At 36.9% G+C, this 21,921-nt stretch carries 19 protein-coding genes; 9 read left to right on the plus strand and 10 right to left on the minus strand.

Features of this window, described 5'->3' with window-relative positions:
• The first annotated feature begins 57 nt into the window (after window positions 1-57).
• Window positions 58-471, plus strand: a complete 414-nt coding sequence (locus tag H4J57_RS10805) for a LexA family transcriptional regulator (RefSeq protein WP_146801079.1) — start codon at window positions 58-60, stop codon at window positions 469-471.
• Entirely contained in the window at window positions 459-1,715 is a 1,257-nt protein-coding gene (locus H4J57_RS10810) for a Y-family DNA polymerase (protein WP_182242846.1), read from the plus strand. Before H4J57_RS10805 ends, H4J57_RS10810 begins: the two co-directional genes overlap by 13 nt.
• A gap of 174 nt (window positions 1,716-1,889) precedes the next feature.
• Here H4J57_RS10810 and H4J57_RS10815 read toward each other — a convergent pair whose 3' ends face one another.
• Together H4J57_RS10815 and H4J57_RS10820 are read right to left on the minus strand one after the other, a co-directional pair.
• The gene (locus H4J57_RS10815; RefSeq protein ID WP_182242848.1) at window positions 1,890-2,918 is read right to left on the minus strand and encodes an EAL and HDOD domain-containing protein; all 1,029 of its coding nucleotides are present in this window, start codon (window positions 2,916-2,918) and stop codon (window positions 1,890-1,892) included.
• A 20-nt stretch (window positions 2,919-2,938) separates the two neighbouring features.
• A complete protein-coding gene (locus H4J57_RS10820; RefSeq protein WP_182242850.1) occupies window positions 2,939-3,112 on the minus strand; it encodes a hypothetical protein in 174 nt (57 codons plus the stop codon).
• 322 nt (window positions 3,113-3,434) lie between these two features.
• On the opposite strand from H4J57_RS10820, the gene H4J57_RS10825 reads away from it, so the two are divergent.
• On the plus strand, window positions 3,435-5,108 hold the full coding sequence (locus H4J57_RS10825) for a DUF342 domain-containing protein (RefSeq protein WP_182242852.1): 1,674 nt from the start codon (window positions 3,435-3,437) through the stop codon (window positions 5,106-5,108).
• Between the two features lie 170 nt (window positions 5,109-5,278).
• On the opposite strand, the gene hflX is transcribed toward H4J57_RS10825, so the two are convergent.
• Window positions 5,279-6,631, minus strand: coding sequence for a GTPase HflX (gene hflX, locus H4J57_RS10830; protein ID WP_182222329.1), 1,353 nt, complete (start codon window positions 6,629-6,631; stop codon window positions 5,279-5,281).
• 347 nt (window positions 6,632-6,978) lie between these two features.
• Between hflX and H4J57_RS10835 the strand changes: the two genes are divergently transcribed.
• From H4J57_RS10835 to H4J57_RS10860, 6 genes are all read left to right on the plus strand, one after another.
• A complete protein-coding gene (locus tag H4J57_RS10835) occupies window positions 6,979-7,731 on the plus strand; it encodes an ABC transporter substrate-binding protein (RefSeq protein ID WP_182222330.1) in 753 nt (250 codons plus the stop codon).
• A 325-nt stretch (window positions 7,732-8,056) separates the two neighbouring features.
• Window positions 8,057-8,203, plus strand: a complete 147-nt coding sequence (locus tag H4J57_RS10840; RefSeq protein ID WP_157470823.1) for a hypothetical protein — start codon at window positions 8,057-8,059, stop codon at window positions 8,201-8,203.
• A 43-nt stretch (window positions 8,204-8,246) separates the two neighbouring features.
• Window positions 8,247-8,912, plus strand: a complete 666-nt coding sequence (locus H4J57_RS10845; protein WP_182230813.1) for a sigma-70 family RNA polymerase sigma factor — start codon at window positions 8,247-8,249, stop codon at window positions 8,910-8,912.
• Between the two features lies 1 nt (window position 8,913).
• Complete coding sequence (locus H4J57_RS10850; RefSeq protein ID WP_070374390.1) at window positions 8,914-9,195, plus strand: anti-sigma factor; 282 nt, start codon at window positions 8,914-8,916, stop codon at window positions 9,193-9,195.
• Between the two features lie 39 nt (window positions 9,196-9,234).
• Window positions 9,235-9,804, plus strand: a complete 570-nt coding sequence (locus tag H4J57_RS10855; RefSeq protein ID WP_182230812.1) for a hypothetical protein — start codon at window positions 9,235-9,237, stop codon at window positions 9,802-9,804.
• Entirely contained in the window at window positions 9,805-10,551 is a 747-nt protein-coding gene (locus H4J57_RS10860; protein WP_182242854.1) for an NRDE family protein, read from the plus strand.
• A gap of 12 nt (window positions 10,552-10,563) precedes the next feature.
• Here the strand turns inward: H4J57_RS10860 and H4J57_RS10865 are convergent, their stop codons facing one another.
• The 7 genes from H4J57_RS10865 to H4J57_RS10895 form a co-directional block, all read right to left on the minus strand.
• On the minus strand, window positions 10,564-12,357 hold the full coding sequence (locus H4J57_RS10865; protein ID WP_182242857.1) for a lysophospholipid acyltransferase family protein: 1,794 nt from the start codon (window positions 12,355-12,357) through the stop codon (window positions 10,564-10,566).
• Between the two features lie 415 nt (window positions 12,358-12,772).
• Window positions 12,773-13,384: a fumarylacetoacetate hydrolase family protein gene (locus tag H4J57_RS10870; protein WP_182242859.1), complete on the minus strand. Its 612-nt coding sequence runs from the start codon at window positions 13,382-13,384 to the stop codon at window positions 12,773-12,775.
• An 882-nt stretch (window positions 13,385-14,266) separates the two neighbouring features.
• A complete protein-coding gene (locus H4J57_RS10875; RefSeq protein ID WP_259366845.1) occupies window positions 14,267-14,845 on the minus strand; it encodes a peroxiredoxin family protein in 579 nt (192 codons plus the stop codon).
• A gap of 104 nt (window positions 14,846-14,949) precedes the next feature.
• Entirely contained in the window at window positions 14,950-16,485 is a 1,536-nt protein-coding gene (locus H4J57_RS10880) for an amidase (protein WP_220470299.1), read from the minus strand.
• Between the two features lie 170 nt (window positions 16,486-16,655).
• Window positions 16,656-18,068 (minus strand): MFS transporter, encoded by a 1,413-nt coding sequence (locus H4J57_RS10885; protein ID WP_182242861.1) that lies wholly within the window; start codon window positions 18,066-18,068, stop codon window positions 16,656-16,658.
• Window positions 18,069-18,109: 41 nt separating this feature from the next.
• Window positions 18,110-20,089: a vanadium-dependent haloperoxidase gene (locus tag H4J57_RS10890; RefSeq protein ID WP_259366846.1), complete on the minus strand. Its 1,980-nt coding sequence runs from the start codon at window positions 20,087-20,089 to the stop codon at window positions 18,110-18,112.
• Window positions 20,090-20,185: 96 nt separating this feature from the next.
• Complete coding sequence (locus H4J57_RS10895) at window positions 20,186-21,910, minus strand: CRTAC1 family protein (RefSeq protein ID WP_182242865.1); 1,725 nt, start codon at window positions 21,908-21,910, stop codon at window positions 20,186-20,188.
• Window positions 21,911-21,921 lie beyond the last annotated feature (11 nt).

Genomic DNA, 21,921 nt, shown 5'->3' on the forward strand with positions numbered 1-21,921 from the left:
TGTTCAATAATCAACTTAGAAACTATACTGTATAAAAACACAGGTGAGATTTAAGTAATGAAAGTTATTCCTATTTACATTGAAGCAGGTATTTCAGGGTTTGAATCACCCGCAGCCGAATATAAAGAACTGGGGTTATCATTAGATAAACTTCTTATTAGGCATCCTAATGCCACATTTATTGGCCAAGCATCTGGTGAGTCCATGCAGGGTGTGGGCATTTTTGATGGTGATTTACTTATCGTTGATCGCTCACTCACCGCCAGAAATGGTGATGTCATCGTGGCAAATTACAATGGCTGCTTTGTCTGTAAGTTGATTGATAAAAAGCAAGCTCGGCTGTTATCAGCGTCTAAAGATTTTGCGCCAGTTAGCATCAAGCCCGAAGACGACTTTCAATTAGAAGGTATTGTTACTCGCTCTATTCGACTCCATCATCAAGCTCCTGAATTAACCGCATGTATGCATTAGTTGATGCAGTATCTTTTTATGCCAGCGCAGAAAAAGTCTTCGACCCGAGCATAAGAAACAAGCCCGTTGTTGTTTTAACGAATAACGACGGCTGCATTTGTGCTGTTTGTCCTATTGCTCGACGGCTGGGTATTCCAAAATTCACCCCCTATTTTCAGATAAAGGACTTACTACATAAGCATGGTGTAGTGGTACGCTCTTCCAACTACGAGCTATATGCTGACTTAAGTGAAAGAATGATGAATGTTATTGCTAGGTATTGTGATGACCAATATATTTACTCAATTGATGAGTCATTTTTACATTTTAAAAACTATAGTGGCGTTATTAAAGATTGGCACCAATACGGCCATGAAATAAGACGTGCTATTTGGAAAGAAACCCGGTTACCGGTGGGAGTTGGCTTTGGCACAACATCAACCTTAGCTAAAGCAGCAAATCATGCAGCTAAAAAACTTGACGGTTACCAGGGTGTTGCCATTATTGATAACGCGCAAAGTGCCAAAGAAATATTAGAAAAAATGGCGGTAAATGAGGTTTGGGGTATTGGTAATAAAATATCTCAGCGACTAAAACAGCAAAATATTAGCACAGCTCATCAATTATCAATGCAGTGCCCTAAAATTATGCGCAAGCAATTTAGTGTTATCACTGAACGTACGGTTAACGAATTAAAGGGGATTAGCTGTTTAAGCTGGGATGATGTAAAAGCACCTAAACGGGAAATATTCTCTACACGTAGTTTTGGTCAACGTATTGTAGATATACATACATTACAAGCAGCCTTAACTACCCATAGTACGATAGTCGCTAAAAAAGTAAGGCGTCAATCTTCACTTATCAAAAAACTGCTCGTGTTCGCTTCAAGCTCCCCACATGATGAAAATTATTATAAACAAACAATGGTTTATACTTTTCCTTTAGCAACAGATAATAGTTGTGATATTGCTACAGCGGTCAGTTTAATACTCGCTGAAATATTTATACCCGGTGTGCATTTTTATCGTTGTGGTGTTGGTGCAATCGCCTTGGAAAGCAGACAACATCAACAAGCTGATTTATTTTTATCTGATCATTCAAACCCAATACTAATGAATTGTCTTGATAGTATTAATAGCCGTTACGGTAAGGGGACATTGACCTTGGGCGCAGAGGGAAAATCAGACTCCTGGCAAATGAAACGGCACTTTTTAAGTCCACAGTACACAAGTAACTGGCGAGACATACCCAAAATTAGTTGCTAAACAAATGAAAAAACACTTTTTAAGTCAACAACACAAGAGTAACCACAAGTAACTGGCAAGACATCCCCAAAATTAGTTGTTAGTGTTATTCGTAAGTTTAGTCACTGTAACCTTGAACTCATAATATTCAAGGCTAAAGTTACTAGTGGTATAAAATATCAAAGGGCTACCACCTTAAAAGATGTTCATCCCCCACTTTAATGCGTCGTAATAACAATTTAACAGTCTAGTTTCAGAAATTTTATTACTGTCAATAGAACGAGTAACACGCTTACTCGTTGATACTTCATAATGCTTAGCCAATGTTAATAGTTCTGACAATTCACCTTGTTGCTCAGATAACGCCAGTTTGATATCAGATGAAAAAAGAAAACTCTTTACAATATCTGCCATGGGTAAATTTAATATGGCATCTAAATTACTCAATATTCCGGTTAGAAAAGCTTTTTCTTTAAGGTGACTAAATGATTTTTCTTTCGTTATGAGTTCCATCATTTTAGCACGTACTAAAGATTCGATAAAAAGTTCTGGCGAACTTTCAGATGATAATGCTGACATCGATATAATTGCAACATACGGCTTTATTTTATCTGTTCCCAAATAGGTAATAGCTTGCTTAATAGAGGTGATTTCAATATTGCCACACTCTGCGGCACTGTTTACCAACTTTAATATACCGCTCACTAACGTTACATCACGGCTAATAATTTCAGTCAGTTGGTTGAAGTCTAAGTGTGGTTTGTAGGCTTCTAAAAAAAGTTGAATTAAATTAACTTTTAGAGGAGATATAGACGTGCCCGACTTTATCTCGGGCTTGTGAAAAAAGTAGCCTTGATAATAATCTATGGCTAGCGCTTTAAATTGTTGGTACTGCTGATTTGTTTCAATGCGTTCAGCAATTATTTTTATATGACTATTAGTTAATAGTAGGCATTTTTTCAGCCCTTCTATTTGAGTGAAAGTAACCTGTTCAATGTTAACTTTAATAATAGAGATATATGGAAAAAACACTTCCCATTTACTTTCGAAATCATAATTATCCAACGCTATGACATAACCCTTTTTATGAAGTTGAGCAACATTAAAAACGAGTTCATCAGAGATGTTAACTGTTTCTATAATTTCAACCACGATATCTTTTGGGCTAAAAAGCAAAGGCGAATTTTGTAATAAGGTAAACTCATCAAAATTAATAAAGGCCAATTTTCCAAAGCAAACTTCGGCTAAATCACCCAATATATGGTTTTGAAGTATAACTTTTGAGGTTGCTTTTCTGGAGAATCCCCATTAAATACATTTTCTAAACTGTCTCTAAAGAGTAATTCATAACCGATAGTTTTAAGATTTATATCTAAAATCGCTTGCCTTGCGATGAAAGTGTTTAATACTATTTCCATTAATCAAACCTATGAGATTTCGTCCTTTAATAGTAGTTGCTCTTCCTAGAAAATCTATGTAAATATTTATAAAACATAATAAAACCTATCAACGTATGGTTAGTTAGGTGTACAGTGACAGCAGACTAAAAAACACGCATTAAAAGATTAAAACGAGTCGATAAACTTTAATTTTGTCAATTCAGTGAACAGGCTGAATTTATTAGTATTCAAATGATAAACAATATTACAGCAGTAGCCGTAAACACCTTATTTATTAGCAATTAACCTCAATTTAAATGATAAAAGTTGATATTAATGCAGACAAATCAATGAAGAATATATGTGTGATATAAAATTAACACTTCAAAACGAAGATAAAGATTTATTAATGACTATCACGCCTGTTAAAGGACAGCCAAAAGCTAACTTAAAAAAACTACAAGCAACATTCAAATTATCTACATATTCTACTTTTTTACTGATTGACGGGGCGATGGAGTTACTACTAGCAGAAATGGCTAAAAGTGATGAGAGTGATGAATCCGAAACGACGACAGGTACAAGTTCAATCATAGCAAATGCTGTTGATGCGAATTTAAAGGTCACGTTGGGGCCTGAAAACATGTCAGCTACATTAGAATTCACCGCAGCTTATGGTGGTAAAGCCATTGAAAACACTGATGTTATTAATGTATTAAAAGAAAATAATATAACCAAGGGTATCATTAAAGAAAACCTCATCAATATTGTAAAAGAGGGGCAGTTACTTCAAGGAGGTAAAAGTATATCTACCGAAATAGCAAAAGGTAAAATGAGCAAAAATGGAAAGGATGGTTACGTAAAATATTTAGTCGATAACCCCGCAGAGCGCATTATGTGTCCTAAAAAGCTCGAAAACGGCAATGTAGATATGCGTGAATTAGGTAATTTAATTCATGTAAAAGCAGGTAAAAAATTAGCTAAGCTAATACCACCAACCGATGGTGTTAAAGGCTTTGATGTAACAGGAACGGCTATAGATGCAGTATCAGGTGAAACATGTTTTTTAGAGGAGTCTGAAGGTTCGTCTTTTTTAGATGAAAACAATAACATTCTTGTTGCTGCTATTGATGGTATGCCCAAGTATTTAGATAATAGTGTCGCTGTGCATAAGTTACTGGAAATTGAAAATATAGATGTCGGCACCGGAAACATTCGTTTTGATGGCTCTATTTATGTGCAAGGCAATGTTTGTGAAGGTATGCAATTATCCGCAACTGAAGACATCGTCATTGGTGGGTTAGTTGAAACCGCTTCAATTTCTGCAGGCGGCAATATATCGATTGCACTGGGCATTATTGGTCGACAAATATCAGACAAAAATGAGTTAAAAAACACTACAGTGATCAAAGCAGATGGAGATATTAGCGCGCAGTTTGCACAGTATGTCGATTTTTTTTGTAAAAAAGATATTAACATTACACAATATATTTCTCATAGCCACATTACAGTTGAAGGTGATTTATGGGTGGGTAATATCACTAATGATAAAGCGGATGGAAAGTTGTTTGGTAGCCGTGTACTCACAGGAGGTTCCGTTCATATAGGCACTCTTGGTTCAGCTTGTGGCGCAATGACCTATTTAAATTTCAATTATTGGCCCAAAATTGTCGAAGAATTAAAAATAAGTGCAGATGAAGCAAACTATAAAATAATTAGGCGCTTACCTAGAATATATAAATTATTACAAAAGGCTAACGACCTAGATAACGAGAATACTAAACAGATAAATCGTATTACCCATGCATTAAAGCAGCACTTATACTTGTTAGGTAAACTCAATAAAGAATGGCTAGAAAAAGCGAATAATATCAATGAGCATTTAGCGATTTTTGAGCTAACAGCGTATCAGTCAATACTTTCAGGTGTAAATGTTGAAGTAGCCACTAAAAACTATGCTTTTAAGCGTGACCATGAAGCCACACAGATAAAGTGGCTTGAAAATAAAATCAGTATAGAGCCAATAGTGAATTAATTTATATAACTTAAATGAATTAACCTTCGAACACCATACTGATTCACTCGAGAAACCTTAGATTTTTAAATATTTATCCGTGTATAATCCTAGAACATTAATGACTCAGCAATAAATCACCGAGTTCACCACAGACATTGCTCAAATTAATGAACAGCACAGCCATCACTTTATAAGTTCTGCATGCGCTTTTTTAATCTCTCTAAATCAATCGCGTTTGAGCGTACTGTAAGTTTAATGTGACTATACTCATAGTCTTCCTTGGTAACACTCATGCTCGATCGAATTTCACCTATGATACCTTTAGCGGTATAAGGAATAATAATCTCATCTTCAATCATATCGTCCTGCGCTGCGTTAACAATATATTTATGCAGCTTAGTGATATCAAGAGGATTTCGAGTAGAGGTGATCATAGCATCAGGAAACTCTTCCATCAGTGCTTGTTGTTGCTCAATACTAAGTTGATCAGATTTGTTGAGTACCAGTAATTTCTTACTGTCTTCAACACCGACTTCTGCCAGCACTTCGTGCACGACATCGAGTTGTGAACGAAAGGAAGCATCCGAAGCATCAACCACATATAAGAGTAACGAAGCATCATGAGCTTCGGCTAAGGTTGAATGGAATGAGGCAACCAAATCGTGCGGCAACTTTTTAATAAATCCAACCGTGTCTGACACTAATATCCGTGGTTGTGTGGCTGGGTATAGTGCACGAACTGTGGTATCAAGTGTTGCAAAAAGTTTGTTTTCGCCAACAACATCACTACCGGTAATCGCTCGCATCATTGATGATTTACCCGCATTGGTATATCCCACCAATGCCACACAAAAAAGCTCAGAACGTTGAATACGTCGGCCTTTCATTTCATGTTGAACACTGACCAATTCGCGTTTAAGGTCGGCTAATTGGTCGCGTACTGCTCGGCGGTTAAGTTCAAGCGTTGTTTCACCTGCACCTTTACCCATCTGACGTTCTTTATCACCACATGATGTTTCACGAAGTCGTGGTGCTACATAATTAAGACGAGCAATTTCAACTTGTAGTTTTGCTGTTTTAGTACGCGCATGACGACTAAATATTTCAATAATAATACCGGTGCGATCAAACACCTCTACGCCTAACTGATTTTCGACGTTACGCAGTTGAGATGGACTTAAGTCACAATCGAAGACCACGACATCTGCACAACCAAAAGGCAGGTTTTCTGATGGGATATCTGAAGGCACAGCAGAAATGTCAGTTTCATCGAGTAAATCATCAGCGTCATCTAAGCCTTCAACGACACCCTGGTTACCCGTAATGTGAGCTATTTCAGCTAATTTCCCCAAGCCCAGTACATTAACTTTCTTAGTCGAACTCTGCTTTTGAGATTGAGTGCCAACCACTTTGAAGCCAAGTGTTGTCACTAAGCGCGCAAGCTCTGCAAGTGATTCTGTTGCTTCATCACCTTTAAAGTGCGGTGTGCAAATAGAAATAAGTAAAGCGTTAGTAAGTGATGCTTTTGCTGTTAGTTGCATAATTATTTATGTTAGTGCACCTGAAGTGCAAACCTAAGTTTTTATCTAAAGTAGTGTTATCCTACGCTGTTATAGCTAAGCTTTATAGGGCAATGGCAGACTAAATAGCGAGTTTATTTTAGTTGATAAGAAATCACTGAATGATGTCGGTAGCAGATCCCGCGATTAAGAGAATAAACGCGGCTTAGTATGATGCACGCGATTATGATTCACCGCCAACTAAAAGCCTAAAACTTGCTGTAATCTATTAATAAAAGATTAATAATATCAACAGATTTAAATTACCTTATTTACTATTATTTAACTACACTCTTAATCAATGAACAATTAGTTGTGGTGTTATATTCATGTCAAAAATATTAAGCGGCCTACTTTTTACCTATCTACTTTTATTCTCAACGGTGTCAACGGCGCAGCAAGTCATAAAAGTGGGTGTAGGTAACTTTCCTCCTTATTTTATTGAAAAAGGCACACAAGGCTTATTTGTTGAAATCATTGATGAAATATTCAAAAAGCTGCCACAATATAAAGTGCAATACATCCCCATGAGTAATAACCGGATCTTACATGAAATTAACTATGGTAAGTCAATTGATGTTGCTTCTAATATTTTTCCCAGTTCAAAAGTAAAAGCCTACTTATCAGAGCCAGTGTTTCGCTTTAGAGATGTAGCAGTTTCGAAAAAGTCAGCTCAGTTAATTATTAATAATATAAGTGACTTGCAAGGAAAGTCTATTGCCGCATACCAAGGAGCTACAGAGCTGCTTGGTGAACAATTTAAGAATATAGCAAAAGAAAATACAAAATATTCAGAGCATGCCCACCCTAAAGAGACCACTCAACTGATGCTTTCTGGAGAAAATGTGATTAGAGTCGGTGATATCAACGTATTTTGGTATGATTTAAATAATAAATATTATAGTGATGAAGCGAGCATAGCCCGTAACAATTTTACCGTACATTATTTATGGCCCTTTACCTACTCGAATATGGCTTTTAAAGACAAGTCACTAAAAGATGCGGTAAATAAAGTGATCAAAGAATTAAAACAAAATGGCTCAATAGAAAAAATTTATGCAAGCCATGAAATGCAAAAGTAAGTTGCAGGGACTTATGATGACTCAATAACAATGCTTTATATTACGCAATAGAGACAAGGTAGAGTATCTTATATTTCAACTCAATTGCTGTAATCAAGTGCCCGTAAGCAATTTTGCTTTAAGCCTGTTAACACTTTTTATCTATTACCTATTATCAGTTAAAGTCCACCCATAATAAATAAGACGGATAGTAACAGGTTATAGAAAACGCAATACCGTTATTTAACATCACCACACTGCCGCTTAGCGTTATATAATCATAATGAGCGTGCTTTGTAGTACTTCTTTTACGATAACTAATTTATTAGAGGTCAATAACTCTTTCATGGGTAAAGGTGCACTTGGGTCTGTTATCGCTTACCAGCCATCATCCCAAGGTACCGTAACGGCTGCTACTATTATCGTGAACATTAATGACACTAAAAAAACAGCCTTAAAATTAAATAGTGATTTTCAATTAATTATTCGTTAACTTAGTTAGTTGATGCGCTAAAATTAAAAAGGTTACAACTTTTTTGAAAAAACAATCTTCCGCTACTTTAAGCCAAGATATCGATAAAGAAGATGAACTAGTTGAGGGGCTGATCAATAATAATGCTTTCGCTTACGAGGCATTAGTACGTCAATACAGCGCAAAAATGTATACCCTTGCATGGCGCTTTTTTTCCACCGATGACGATGCACAAGAGTGTTTACAAAAAGCCTTCATTCAAGTTTTTAACAATATCACCTCTTTTAAAAAAAATTCAAACCTGTCGACTTGGCTGCACCGTATTACGGTAAATGAAGCGCTAATGATGCTTCGACAAAGAAAAAGGCAAAACACTACCTCAATAGAAACATTTTATCAGCAATACAATGACTATGGAGAGCGTACGCAATTTGCCGATAATTTAGGCCATAGCTTAAACGATAACCTAAATAATAATATTGAAATGCTATTTGAAAAAGGTGAAGCAAAATTATCGCTTAATAATATTATTTACCAACTTCCTGAGAAATATTGTAACGTTTTACTGCTTAGAGACATCCAAGAACTAAGTACCAAAGAAACGGCTGAAATTTTAGCAATATCTGAAGCTTCAGTGAAAACTCAATTACACCGAGCTAGGTTACTTTTAAAAACTATTTTAGAACAGGAAGACATAAAGAACGCAGAAAAAAATTGGAAGGTAAACTGATATGTTAATGATTAAGCGATTAATAGCCCAGCACATGCCAGGTATGTTGACCTGCGAAGAGGTTGACAATTTTCTATATGATTTTCATGGCGGTAATTTATCTTACATTGAAAGCTTTAAATTTAAACTACACTTAAGTATGTGCCCAGAATGCAGAGATTACTTAGAGGGCTATAAAAATGCCATTCGTCTTTCTCAAACAGGGTTTATTAAAGCAGAGCAGAGCCCAGAGGTCCCAGAAGATCTTATACAAGCTATCTTAAAGAGTCGAACGTCTAAATAGTTCATTTTATTAATTCTACTATTGGAAATTTAAAAAAGAATGATCATCAGTCAATTGGAAATTATTGAACAAGGTCAGTTGTATCTTAATACTGTCTCTAAAAAAAATTATACACAAATCGTTCAACCTAACTTTATCAGTTCTGCAGGCACCCATATGCGGCATATTATTGATCATTATTTAGCGATAATGTCAGGTATTGAAAATAAGTTGATTAACTATGATCTTAGGATGCGTGGTGGCCAAATAGAGTTATCTCCTGAACTTGCTATCGCTAAATTAAATGAAATAGCTAATTGGATTCAAGGCATGTCCGAAGACAAGCTCAATCAAGTGATAACATTAGCGACAGAAGTATCGGTAACCAATAAAAATATACAAAAACTACAAACCTCTGTTGCTAGAGAATTAGTTTTTGTCGGTAGCCATGCTACTCATCACTATGCGATGATTGCTCAGATAACTTTTGCTCAAAAAAATGCGCTACAAGCAACCGAATTACCCCAAGATTTTGGCTTGGCGCCTGCTACAGCAACTTTTTTAAGACAGTGTAATGAACAATCTACTGATGCTAAAAGTAAAAATAAACTTTTATCTGTGATTAATTAAATGTGCACGTTAACGTATTTACTCAATGATAATGGTTATGAGTTATTTTTCAATCGTGATGAACAACGTTCTCGCTTATTAGCTATTCCCCCTAAATATTATCCAATAAGTGGCGCCATTTATCCCGTAGACCCTGTTGGTGCGGGTACATGGATAGCTGTCAGCAAAAAAGGCTTATCGCTCGCTTTATTAAATAATTATCAAGCACCGGCTAATAATCACAATAACGTGATCAGTCGTGGACAACTTATTCTTTCTTTACTGCAAAACCAAACGAGTGTTATTGAGCAATTAGAAACTATGGACCTAAAGGTTTTCCAACCTTTTCAACTGTGCATTTTCCCTGAAGATTTATCGATTAAAAAACCAAAAATTCACTGCGTAAAGTGGAATGGTAAGCAACTGATTGAGGTAAGCGTTGATGGTAAGGCTGACTTACCGATAACATCATCAAGTCTTGATTTTATTGACGTGCGCCAAAAGAGAAAATATCGCTTTGAACAGTCTGTTAATGGTAAAGAATTATTATCAAAGCAACACAAAGACTTTCATTTTTCGACAGAAAAAGACGGTAAATATGCGGTTAATATGCAAAGAAAAGATGCGAGAACAGTCAGTATCTCTCACTTATCAATAAAAACTTGTCTCGCTAAAGAAAGTGAAATTTGTTTTGAGTACTTTGATAATGTTGTACAAAAATCTCACACAGTTTTGTCTCCAAAAGAAGAGAGCATTGAATTCGCTTAATATTTATTATTCTCAAATGGCACTTAACTCATCACTTTTATCATAATTTATATACGCGGTTTTAGATGAACCTAAATAAAGTTTTAATAGCTTGTCAGGTGCTGCTGGTAAATTAACACTGAGCAACAAGCCTGGCGTGTCATTGAAATTAACATCTATGCCCGTGCAATGAAATTTAGCCCCTAACTTATAATATTGTTTCAATAATACCGGAACATCTTTACCGTCTTCTTCGATGCCCATCACTAATGCCGACAACTGATTTAAAGAGACAGGTGCTGCGCTAATAAAATCTTTTACTTCTGGATGAAGTTGCCCGGCAAAGGATTTTTTAGCGCTAACGCCCTCTTTATCTGTCACCATAATTTCATCAATTAAGGCAACTGAGCGAGGATCATATAGTTTGCTTAATGATACCGTGCCATACAATGTTCGGTAATGTGGGTTTTGACAGACAAAAGCGCCAATGCCTTTCCATAATAACAGTAAGCCATGAAAACTGTTTTGGTGCGCAGCAATGATAAATGAGCGGCCCATTTCTAAACAAGGTTGTTGTTGATTAATAAACTCAGGCGCAAAATCAAACATTTGCGCAAGATAAAGTTTTGATACATCGCCATTTTTTTGTAAAAGGTCGGTCTGTCCTATTCGATAGGCACCAATAATCTCTTCATTTTTATGATCAAAAATAAATAAATGCATGTACGTTGCATCAAATTTATCGGTATCGCACGCTTCACCACTCCCTTCATCTAAAGTTCTAAACGTTATTTCCCGTAATCGAGTAATTTCTTCTACACAATGTGGAATTTGTTGTTGATAACCATAATAGACAGAGAATGATTTAAAATCTAATAAGTGTTGTATTTCAGGCAGTTGAGCAAGCTCTTTTTTCATTACTTTTTTATCCACCATAGGAATAACCGCTTCAAATGATGTTCTTTGCTCATGCTCAAGCCAAGGGCTAAAATAGTTATCATCGTTTAAATAGCATTGTAAGCGGACAAAATCATTCATTCTTTTAGTACCATTAAATTCATTAAGTTGCTTTATGGTGAGCAGATTATTGGTTTTTAAAGCGATGTTATGTGCTTGTAATTTAAACATTTCATGCGCTAACATTAGTAGTCGAAAACGATAATAAACTCTCCCCATATTATGAAAAAGTTTGCTATTAGCACCTGATATAAAAACAGGTAAGATAGGCGAGTCGGTTTTTGTGGCAAGCTTAATTGCGAGTCGATTCCAATCAGCATCGGCAATTCGTTGTTTATCCGCTTGAAAAAAAGAAACACGCCCTGCAGGAAATATGACCAACAAGCCATCTTTTTCGAGATGTCGAAAACATTGTTTTATTGCCAAGCCATTGATCAAAGCTTTAGGCTTTAATGGATTAGCAAAGATAAAGTAATCTTTAATTTCTTTAAATATTGTTAAGCCGACGTTTGCCATGACCTTAGTATCAGCACGAACCTCGGTTAATAAATACGCAATAATAACCCCTTCAATCATGCCATAAGGATGGTTACAGACAATAATACAACGGCCAAGTTGCGGTATTTTTGCCAAAACACCATTAACACCAGAAACCTGAACACCTAAACCATCGAGTAATTTTTGTGAAAATTCTTGTTTGTTTAATCCAGATAACTCACAAGACTCATAAACCCTGCGCAGTTTACTTATCCCTAATAACTTATCCCAAAAAGGTCCGGTAATTTTAAGCAGTGTTCCCAACAATGTATTAGGCGCCATAGCAGAAAGGCGTAAGTCTGAATAAGGTTTTTTTAGTGGTTCATTGTTCATAAAGTCTTCAGTTATAGGGAAATGATTAGATTAACGCGATCAAAGGGATTCCCCGTTAACTCTCGATACTATTTTAAATGTTACACACAAGATAAAGGTTACAAATTTGACAAAAAAATAAAGCACTAATAATATTTTTATCACATAAAGGCTGAATTTATCAATTAGAGCTATAACACGCTTGTATTTAGCCTATGCCCCCCTCGACAAAGGCATATAGTCTTTAAGTGTATTACTGGTGCTTGTCACTTAAATAACTGATAAGATTAAGTTAACCATAGTCATTATCTCGAATATTTTTGCTAAATTAACTTCATAAAACATGCATTTTACTTAATTTTAACTAAGGTTATAAAACAGGTAATAATACTGACACGCTAAGTTTAATGGCCTTTCTTATCTAGCGGCTATAAAGTTATTGAACAAGCCAAGATTGTTCAATAACAATTTCTTTATTTTTATATATTTTAGCGCTAAATAACTGACCTGAATTGATAATGCCCACACCTTTAGGCGTGCCAGTCATAATAATATCTCCATCTTCAAGGGTTAAGAAACTTTGTATATCAGTGATTAACATTTCAGGTTTGTTAATCATCAGTGGGTAATTAGCGAATTGTATAAGAAGGTTATCTATAAATAACTCCATCTTATAACTTTTATAATCGCCATCACAGTTAACAAAGTTGCTAAATACGGCCGATTTATCAAAAGCTTTAGCTCGCTCCCAAGGTAGACCTTTTGATTTAAGCACATTTTGAAGCTTTCTTTTTGTCAGATCTAAGCCAAAGCCTATACCAGAGATTTTATTGTTCTTAATAATAAAACTGATCTCACCTTCATAGTGTATTTCATCAAATTGATGACTTTCTATCTCATTAGAAATGGCGGAGTTAGGCTTAATAAAAACTACCGGCTCTGCAGGAATTTCATTGTTTAGCTCTTCAATATGCTCGACATAATTTCGGCCAATGCAGACAACCTTTGAAGGGATAAAGTCGAGACCATCATGCTTAACACTGTTCATTTATGCTGTTCCTTTATCTTAATTCGTTAACTTAATCTTTATTAATATCAATTAACGGAGCCATCGGCTAGAGAATAGCTAAGTAAAACACCCTAGCATCAAAATCGTAACATAGGATAACTTAATCATTTATTGATATTGTAGATAAATATAATTTAATAAATATTGAAAGGAATTGCAAAAAATCTTGTAGCTAGATTGGCCAAATCGGATAAATTAGGGGAGTGAATAATTGAAGTGAAGTAAAAGTAGCGATTTAGTCGAAGCTTAGTGGTTATACCGCTAAGATTCGACTTAAATCATTCCCTCAACTGATTGTGTTGAATTGAGGGTTTATCTTGTTATTAAGCTTGGTATATCCATTCTAAAAAACATTTAGAATCTGTATTATTACCAAACTTGATTAACTTAGTACCATTTTGATCGTTAACAACAACATTATGTTTGTTAACTGAAATGAAATTAATAGGTGATTTAATTGAATAAATCATTCCTTTATATGTATAAGACATAATAAAACTCTTTAATTTGCGCTGCTGCGCATTAATAATAAAAGCCATATTACTGTGTGAAAACGTTTAGATATTTATAAATATCTGATCAAGAAATAATGTATCTTGATAACCTCAGACAACAATTTAGGCTTAGTAATTTGAGTGATGACTGACTGTGAAAGGGAAAGACATAACATTGATTATCACAAGTACTAATAACAAGGGATAATAGGTTAAATAAACGAGAGGGGGATAATTAACAAAGCAACTATAAACAGCTTAAACGTGAAAGTAAACATTTTTTTCAATTATTATCTATTTATTATTGTTTAGCCTCTATTCCTTAAATTTTAAAAAGTAGAGGCTTAATACTATGAAAATCTATCGCTTATTTGATGGTACTTAACTGCTGGTATAAATCGACAAAATTTACACGCTTGCGATAACCTTCAAAAAAGTATTTATGAAAGATAGTCCCTGCGGGGTTAATAATCACAACACCAGGATAAGGAATGCCATAATTATTATCGCCCATTTGGTAATCTTTATTAAGAATACCATAGGCTTTTACCGTCGCCGCCGCTTGATCTGACAACAAAGGATAGGTTAATTGATGCGCTTTAGAGAAACCATTTAAGATGTCAGTACTGTCATAAGAAATAGCGGCAACACCGTAACCTAACGCTTTAAATTTATCAGCATATTCATTGAATTCAATTAAGTGGCGTTTACAAAAGGGACACCAGTCAGCTGAACGAAAAAATAAGATGATCAATCCTTTTTCAGCGGTTAGGTCCGCAATGTTAACCACTGATTTTGTTGCATCTGTTACCGTTAAAGCCGGTGCTTTGTCACCCACTTTAGGCCCAACGTTTATTGAAGTCTGCTTGGCAAAAGCGCTGTTAATAAAAAGCATAGAGAAAAGCAAAGTGACAATGACCGGTATATATTTTTTGTTATTAACCATAATTTTTATAAACTCTTAGATGAAGTAAATTTTTGTACTAAAACTATAGACCGTGCATGTGCATTATTTACTTCATCTAGTTGTTATTAATTTACCAGAGATAATTACTGTAGTTTTGGCGCAACGCGATGTTGAGTCGCTTGTTCATAACCAAAAGCAGCTTCAATCAAGATACCTTCTTGTAACTTGCCGGAAAACATTGATAAGCCAACAGGTAAGCCATGTACATAGCCCATGGGTATCGTAATATGGGGGTAACCTGATATTGCCGCAGCAGAAGATGCAGCACCTAAATAATGGTCGCCATTAACCCAATCAATTTTCCAAGCCGGCCCTGTGGTTGGGGCAATAATCATATCAAGATTGTGCTTTTCAAGTAACGCATCAATGCCTGCTTGTTGTGTTAAACGTTTCGCTTTTGCGAGTGCATCAAGATAAACTTTATCAGTAATGTCCCCTTTAGCTTGTGCCATCAAAAATATTTCTTGTCCAAAATATTTCATTTCAATATCAGCATTTATTTTATTGAATTCAATCATTTCACTGAGTGATTTTGGCATGCCGGGTGCTGTTTTTGAAAGATACTTATTGAGTTCGTCTTTAAATTCATAAAGCAGCACTTCAAATTCAGCATCGCCCCACTGATCTTTGTTTTCAAAATTAACGTCGTCTACGATCACTGCACCTTGGCTTTTAAGGTCTTGTACTGCCTGACTAAAAACATTGTCTAGCCCTTGATGATAACCCATTAGATTTCGAGCAATACCGATACGCTTACCTTTAAGACCATCAAGCTTTAAATGTGAGAGGTAATCTATCGTTGAAGACATTACATCTTGATCACTTGGGTCTGCTTTTACCATTGCCGCTAACAAAATAACCGCATCGGTTACATTCCTCGCCATAGGGCCCGCTGTATCTTGGCTATGCGCAATGGGGATAATACCGTCGCGACTAACGGTGCCTAAGGTTGGTTTTATTCCAACAACCCCATTAATTGCCGCAGGACAAGTAACTGAACCATCAGTTTCAGTACCTATTGTTACCGTAGCGAAGTGAGCCGCAGCAGCAATACCAGAACCTGAACTAGAGCCACAAGGACTAGTTGTTATATCGTAAGGGTTTTTACTTTGTCCATATAAACCGCTCCAACCACTTGATGAAGCGGTTGAGCGAAAGTTTGCCCATTCACTTAGATTGGTTTTTCCTAAGATAATCGCGCCAGCTTCTTTGAGTTGTTTAACCAAAAAAGCATCATCATCTGGAAAATTATTGGCTAAAGCAGTTGAGCCTGCTGTGTTTGCCATACCATCAGTAGTATCTATATTGTCTTTAAGCAGAATAGGAATACCATGCAAGCTGCCTTTAAAGCCACTTTTAAGGAAATAAAGGTCAAGTGCTTTAGCTTGCTTGAGGGCATTTTTATTTAATTGCACCACTGAATTTAGCGTAATTCCTTTGTCATCATATGTAGCAATGCGTTTTAAATAGAATTGCACCAATTGTTCGCTGGTTAATTGTTTACTTTGCATTTGCTGATGAATGTCGTTAATGGTGATATTTTCATTAATATCGGCTCGAACATTAAAAGCCATTACCGAGCAAAAAAATAATAAAGCTAACGGTTGAAAAATTTTCATCTTAATTCCTAAAATATAACGTTGCGCATTTTATAATTTAAATTGGGGGTACTTGTCTATAGATGGCTAATAAATAAACGAAAATAATCTTTAATTGCTGTTATTAAATCGATACAAAAAACGATAAGTCTTTTAATACTTATCGTTTTATAAGGTTATCTTTGTCTGAATTAAGCATTTGAATGTTCCTGTACTTTCGTCCAAGCCAACGCTGAAATAGCGAGTGCAATAGCACTAATTTGAAACACTACACTTTTATCGGCAACTTTACTGATGAATAAACCAATCGCTAAGCTAACTAACAACTGCGGTAATACAACAGACAAGTTGAATAGGCCCATATATAGGCCCATACGAGACTGTTCAACCTTTTCAGACATAATGGCAAACGGTAAACTAATAATAGCAGACCAACCAATTCCTAATAGCGCCATAAGTAAGTAAAGCACTTCTTTTACATCTCCAAACATGACGACTAATCCATAGCCAACGGCCATACTGGCGATGCAATAGGTATGGGTTTTTACTCGTCCTATTTTTTTAGCTATCGGTTCAAGCACAAATGCCGGTAATAAAGCAGACACTGCACTTAAAATGAGAAAACTCATCGCGATAACTTTGCCTAAATCATCGTCTGACAAACTTGGCATTTTGTCTTGAAGAAAAGCAATAATAAAAACAAACATCGTTTGTACGCCAACCCAACTGAAGGAATGAGCGGCTAATACTTTTCTAAAACCAATGCTATTATCACTGCGACTCTCTTTAGCAAATAAAGTAATAACAACAAAATACAAGGTAATGATTGCCGCAATAACTTCAGCCCAGTAATGATCGGTTTTTATACCTGATATTTGTAAAGCCATCGCATAAATATCGTAAATAATGAAGCCCCACAAAGGTTTTATGTTCATCAACACCATTTTAAACGAGACTTTCTCTTGAACAACATCGCGTTGACTTACTAATAATTCTTTGGGTTCGCTAATAAAAAAAGGAGCTAATATTGATAGAAAAAACACTAATCCTGCGCCTAAATAAATAAGTATAAAGTTCCCCCACGTAGCACCAACCGCATAAGCCAATACACCAAAAGAGCCTGATACCGTTTGCATCCAGGTATAGCCTTTAGTGCGAGCATCACCTTCAGGGGTTACATCCGCGATAATGGCGCGTGTTGGATTAAAACTAATATTTATCGATAAATCTAAGGTTAACGCAACAGCAATAGCTACACCGAGCAATCCTGAGATGCCAAGTGATGAAGAAACAATATCAATATTGGGTAAAGCCAATAACATCATAGCGGCTAACACACCACCGATGAGGATAAACGGACGGCGACGGCCATTCCAAAACCAAACATTATCGCTAATAATACCAACTATAACTTGTCCTAAAATCCCCGCAATCGGTCCTGCGGCCCACACTAAGCCAACCTGATGAATATCAAGACCGTATTGAGTAGTTAATATCCAGCTAAGCGCTGATATCTGTACTGATAAAGCAAACCCCATCGCTGTTGCAGGTAGGCTCAATAGCATATAGAAAGATTTACTAAGGTTTTTTTGAATGGCCAACATTTTTATTATTCTCTTTTTATTATTTACAGTCGCATTAAAGGTTATTGACTAAAATAGTCTTGTACAAACTCAAAACTATTTTTACCTATTTTCTCACCAATTAAGCGACCGGTAATATCATCGGCAGGTGGATGAATACCTCCCCAAATACGTGACAGACTACATTGATCAGAAGCATCTTGATAAGTCGCCCATTGCAGGGTCATATTGACACTTGGCCCTTGTTCAAAAACTAAAAATTCATTGGCAACCACGTCAAACTGGCTCATTCCACCAGGGAAGTATCGCGAACCTGTCATTGCGGTCATTAATTCGGCAGCAGCTCTAGAATAAGTCGAATGCCCAGATACATAGCCGGCAAAAGGTGGGGTCACAAAAGAAGGACGCTGATAAGGCCACCAATTCTCAGCTAAAATCCAATCAACACCGGCTTTATCAGTAGCGGGGTTGTTAATGTAATCAGGGCCTTTCCAGCCATAAATTTTAACTTTTCCAACATTTTGTTTATTGTCCCCTGCTAATGCATCGTTCGCTCCAACAAGTTCGATGTAACCATCAACAAGAAGAATTCCGTTAAGGTGATAAGAAGGTAACTGCTCATCGCTACTTTGTCCTAGGTCGGCCATTGCACGAATGGCTGAAACAGGTCGAATATAATCGTAGCGCCCCTTGATCCCCCAAGCTGCGATTGCCGCGTCATGCATAGTGCCCCCCATGGCAAAATAGCTTTTTATATCCCATTCTAAATTACCTAATATTTCGCCAGTACCCGCCCAACGTTTTTCAAGTAAATTATGGTCACTAACGGTATTTAGGATGACAAACCAGTGACCCGGCGGTGTTTCAGACTCAGGACCGTCTGCCCAGAACTCGGCGAGTACTCGGCCATAGTCACCACGAGGCACAATCTGCTCTTGGTAAGGTTGGTTTGTTACTGGGTTAAGGATATAACCGGCACTGGTATCTCCGCCGTCAAGTTGATTGTAAAACTCATTATATTGAGAAAAGGTTGTTGGAAAGCTATTAATGTTACCGATACTTTTTGGCGATATATCCCATTCGACACCGTCATTCTCATCTAAATGAGCTGACCATATCGCGACTAACGAAAAGCCCCACTTATATAAATCCGCTGTATCTGAACCTATCAACGGCGGCATCCCTGGATCATGGTAAACCTGATAGTCAAATCCATCACGGGTAAAAACAGTTTTGTCATTTGCAGATAAGGAAAATGGAACAACTTGTCCCCATTCTGGGCTTAAAAATTCAGGCATATCGTCAACAGGGTTTCCTGCTTGATCAATATATCCCTGAATAGAAAGGGGTTGCCAGCGATTTAAGTCAACAATAGTCGGGTTACCCGACTGCCCAGTTCCCAAAGCTAACGCAGGGTTAACCGATTGGTAATGGCGATTACTGTAAAACTGTTGTTCGTTAGCGCCATCTTGTAAGCCAAAATTGATATAGCATTGGGCGATAGCATTACCAAGTGCTGCAGCTGAACCATTAGCATAGTCGATAGAAGTATCATCAACATCAAAGCCTAAGCGCGTCATTAAAGCATCGGCTGTGGCAATAATATTATTGGCTCCAGGTGATAAGCGAAAACGATGTTTGATCATTTTATAACTGGCGAAACTTATCGCTTGCTCTTGAAAAGGAATAATGTCGATTGGCAAATCAACGGCTTGTGCAAGACAATTAAACCCAGCAACATTATTACCCCATAAAAAAGCTTTCACTTGCGGGCGATAAACAGACCAAGCGTCAAACATTGCTGATGAAATATGGAATAAATTTCGAGCATGTACCGTAGGGCGCGCATAGTCATTTCGTATCGCATGCAGTAAAACTTCATTCCACTGTCTTGCAACTGACTGTCCACTTCGCTCGGGTGTTATTGTTATTGGCGCGGCAACAATCACTTCATTTTTACTGCTTGAACTTGAACCACCGCAAGCCGTTAATAATAATGGGCTTAACATGAGTGACAGGATAATATTTTTTACTATTTTCATTTTGCTCGGCTTAATCATAAGGTCTACTTATTATTTTTATATTTATTTTGATTCTAACAATTCTTGGCTAGCAACTAAATAATTAGTCAATTGCGGCTAAATACGCTCGATAGTCACAAATTTATTGACCGCTACTTGAGTGATCACTGACTCTTCTCCATCAGGCCACACCACACGTATACGGGTTATTATTGACGACTTACCTAAACCAAAGTGTGCTTCAACCGGGTTTTGTGAGACATAATTTGTCCCTGATTTTAATTCCCGCATTTGACGAATATCACCACTACTGACATATATCCTTGCCCCTAGGGCCTGAGAATTACTGGTTGCATCAACCAATTTGATATTGATAAAGTTATTCTGACCCGTCTTACTGCCTCCATTATTACAAAACAACTTAGGTGGCTCATCATGGTTAGCAATATAAATATCTTGATCACCGTCTTTGTCATAATCAAAACATACTAAGCCTCGCCCCATCGACTTGTCATCAATACCGACATCGATGGATGACTCTTTAAAAGTACCATCGCCATTAGCAAGAAAGAGTCGAGAAGGATCGTCTAAAAACATTTTTTCAATATTTTCGCCATACATACCATTAACAACAAATAAATCTTGTAAGCCGTCGTTATTGAAATCACTAAAACAAGTCGCCCATGCCCAAGAGCTATGACGAACACCAAGCTCGTCTGTTTTATCAAGAAAAGTGCCATCGCCCTGATTCTGATAAAAGCGATTGCCTGGAGACAGCCAACCTAACTTTGCCGGTTCGTCTCGATAAGATATTGCGCTAACAAACCAGTCTAAGTCGCCATCATTGTCGTAGTCAGCCACTGCTGAGCCCATGCCAGTATTATCTGTTATCACTTCATGGTCAGTGATATCGGTAAACGTGCCATCTTTATTGTTTTTGTAAAGACGGGTTTGCGCATAATCTGTTACTAAGAGTAGGTCGACCCAACCATCGTTATTAATATCAGAGAATGTTGCGGTTAAGGTTTTATCGGCATTACTGGTATTTTTTATACCGGCTTCAAAGGTGACATCTGAAAAGGTTGAATCGCCATTATTCTGCCAAAAATAGGCAAAGTAACCGCTACGCTCTTCGGTCCAATGAGTAACAAACAAATCAAGGTCACCATCTTTATCGTAGTCAGCCCAAGTGCCTGAAAAATTATTACCCGGCAGTACCAGACCTGAACTCGCAGTAATGTCTAGGTATTGTTCATTTCCTTGATTAACATAAAGCTTTGCCGCATCGCCACCGACACCACCAACAAATAAATCTAATAAGCCGTCACCATTAAAATCACCAAAAGCAGGACCACTGCCTTTATTTTTTTGAGCAACACCTGAAAAGCTAGCTCGGTCGGTAAAGGTACCATCACCTTGATTTTTTAATAAAACATTGGCTTGCCCTTCACCACCTATCGCGTATAAATCTACCCAACCATCATTGTCAAAATCACCTGCCGCCACACCACCAGACATACCTAATACGCCATCACCATCGGGCATTGAATGGCTAAAGGTAATACCCGCTTGCTGAGAAATTTCCGAAAACTGTAATGATTGCGCACTATTCTCAACGGCATGGCACTGATGACTAGCGCTGCCAATGGCAGCCCGCTCAGTAACCTTTGCAGCAATACCAACAACTTGTGGCCCAATTAAAACAGGTGTTTCAACACCTGTTTTCTCGACAGGCTTATCGTTACTGGCGCTTCCGCCGCCACAACCTGATAGCGCAGTAAGTGCGAAGCTTAATAAAAAAAGAAAGGGGTAAACGTAAAGTGATGATCGCGTGTTTTTCATGTGAATACCTA

The organism is Colwellia sp. BRX8-7, from assembly GCF_014077275.1.
In the GTDB taxonomy this organism is placed as follows: Bacteria; Pseudomonadota; Gammaproteobacteria; order Enterobacterales; family Alteromonadaceae; genus Colwellia_A.

Coding starts and splice junctions, on each gene's coding strand:
- H4J57_RS10805 (WP_146801079.1), top strand. CDS start 58: ATGAAAGTTATTCCTATTTACATTGAAGCAGGTATTTCAGGGTTTGAA.
- H4J57_RS10810 (WP_182242846.1), top strand. CDS start 459: ATGTATGCATTAGTTGATGCAGTATCTTTTTATGCCAGCGCAGAAAAA.
- H4J57_RS10820 (WP_182242850.1), bottom strand. CDS start 3,112: ATGGAAATAGTATTAAACACTTTCATCGCAAGGCAAGCGATTTTAGAT.
- H4J57_RS10825 (WP_182242852.1), top strand. CDS start 3,435: ATGTGTGATATAAAATTAACACTTCAAAACGAAGATAAAGATTTATTA.
- hflX (WP_182222329.1), bottom strand. CDS start 6,631: ATGCAACTAACAGCAAAAGCATCACTTACTAACGCTTTACTTATTTCT.
- H4J57_RS10835 (WP_182222330.1), top strand. CDS start 6,979: ATGTCAAAAATATTAAGCGGCCTACTTTTTACCTATCTACTTTTATTC.
- H4J57_RS10840 (WP_157470823.1), top strand. CDS start 8,057: ATGGGTAAAGGTGCACTTGGGTCTGTTATCGCTTACCAGCCATCATCC.
- H4J57_RS10850 (WP_070374390.1), top strand. CDS start 8,914: ATGTTAATGATTAAGCGATTAATAGCCCAGCACATGCCAGGTATGTTG.
- H4J57_RS10855 (WP_182230812.1), top strand. CDS start 9,235: ATGATCATCAGTCAATTGGAAATTATTGAACAAGGTCAGTTGTATCTT.
- H4J57_RS10860 (WP_182242854.1), top strand. CDS start 9,805: ATGTGCACGTTAACGTATTTACTCAATGATAATGGTTATGAGTTATTT.
- H4J57_RS10865 (WP_182242857.1), bottom strand. CDS start 12,357: ATGAACAATGAACCACTAAAAAAACCTTATTCAGACTTACGCCTTTCT.
- H4J57_RS10870 (WP_182242859.1), bottom strand. CDS start 13,384: ATGAACAGTGTTAAGCATGATGGTCTCGACTTTATCCCTTCAAAGGTT.
- H4J57_RS10875 (WP_259366845.1), bottom strand. CDS start 14,845: ATGGTTAATAACAAAAAATATATACCGGTCATTGTCACTTTGCTTTTC.
- H4J57_RS10880 (WP_220470299.1), bottom strand. CDS start 16,485: ATGAAAATTTTTCAACCGTTAGCTTTATTATTTTTTTGCTCGGTAATG.
- H4J57_RS10885 (WP_182242861.1), bottom strand. CDS start 18,068: ATGTTGGCCATTCAAAAAAACCTTAGTAAATCTTTCTATATGCTATTG.
- H4J57_RS10890 (WP_259366846.1), bottom strand. CDS start 20,089: ATGAAAATAGTAAAAAATATTATCCTGTCACTCATGTTAAGCCCATTA.
- H4J57_RS10895 (WP_182242865.1), bottom strand. CDS start 21,910: ATGAAAAACACGCGATCATCACTTTACGTTTACCCCTTTCTTTTTTTA.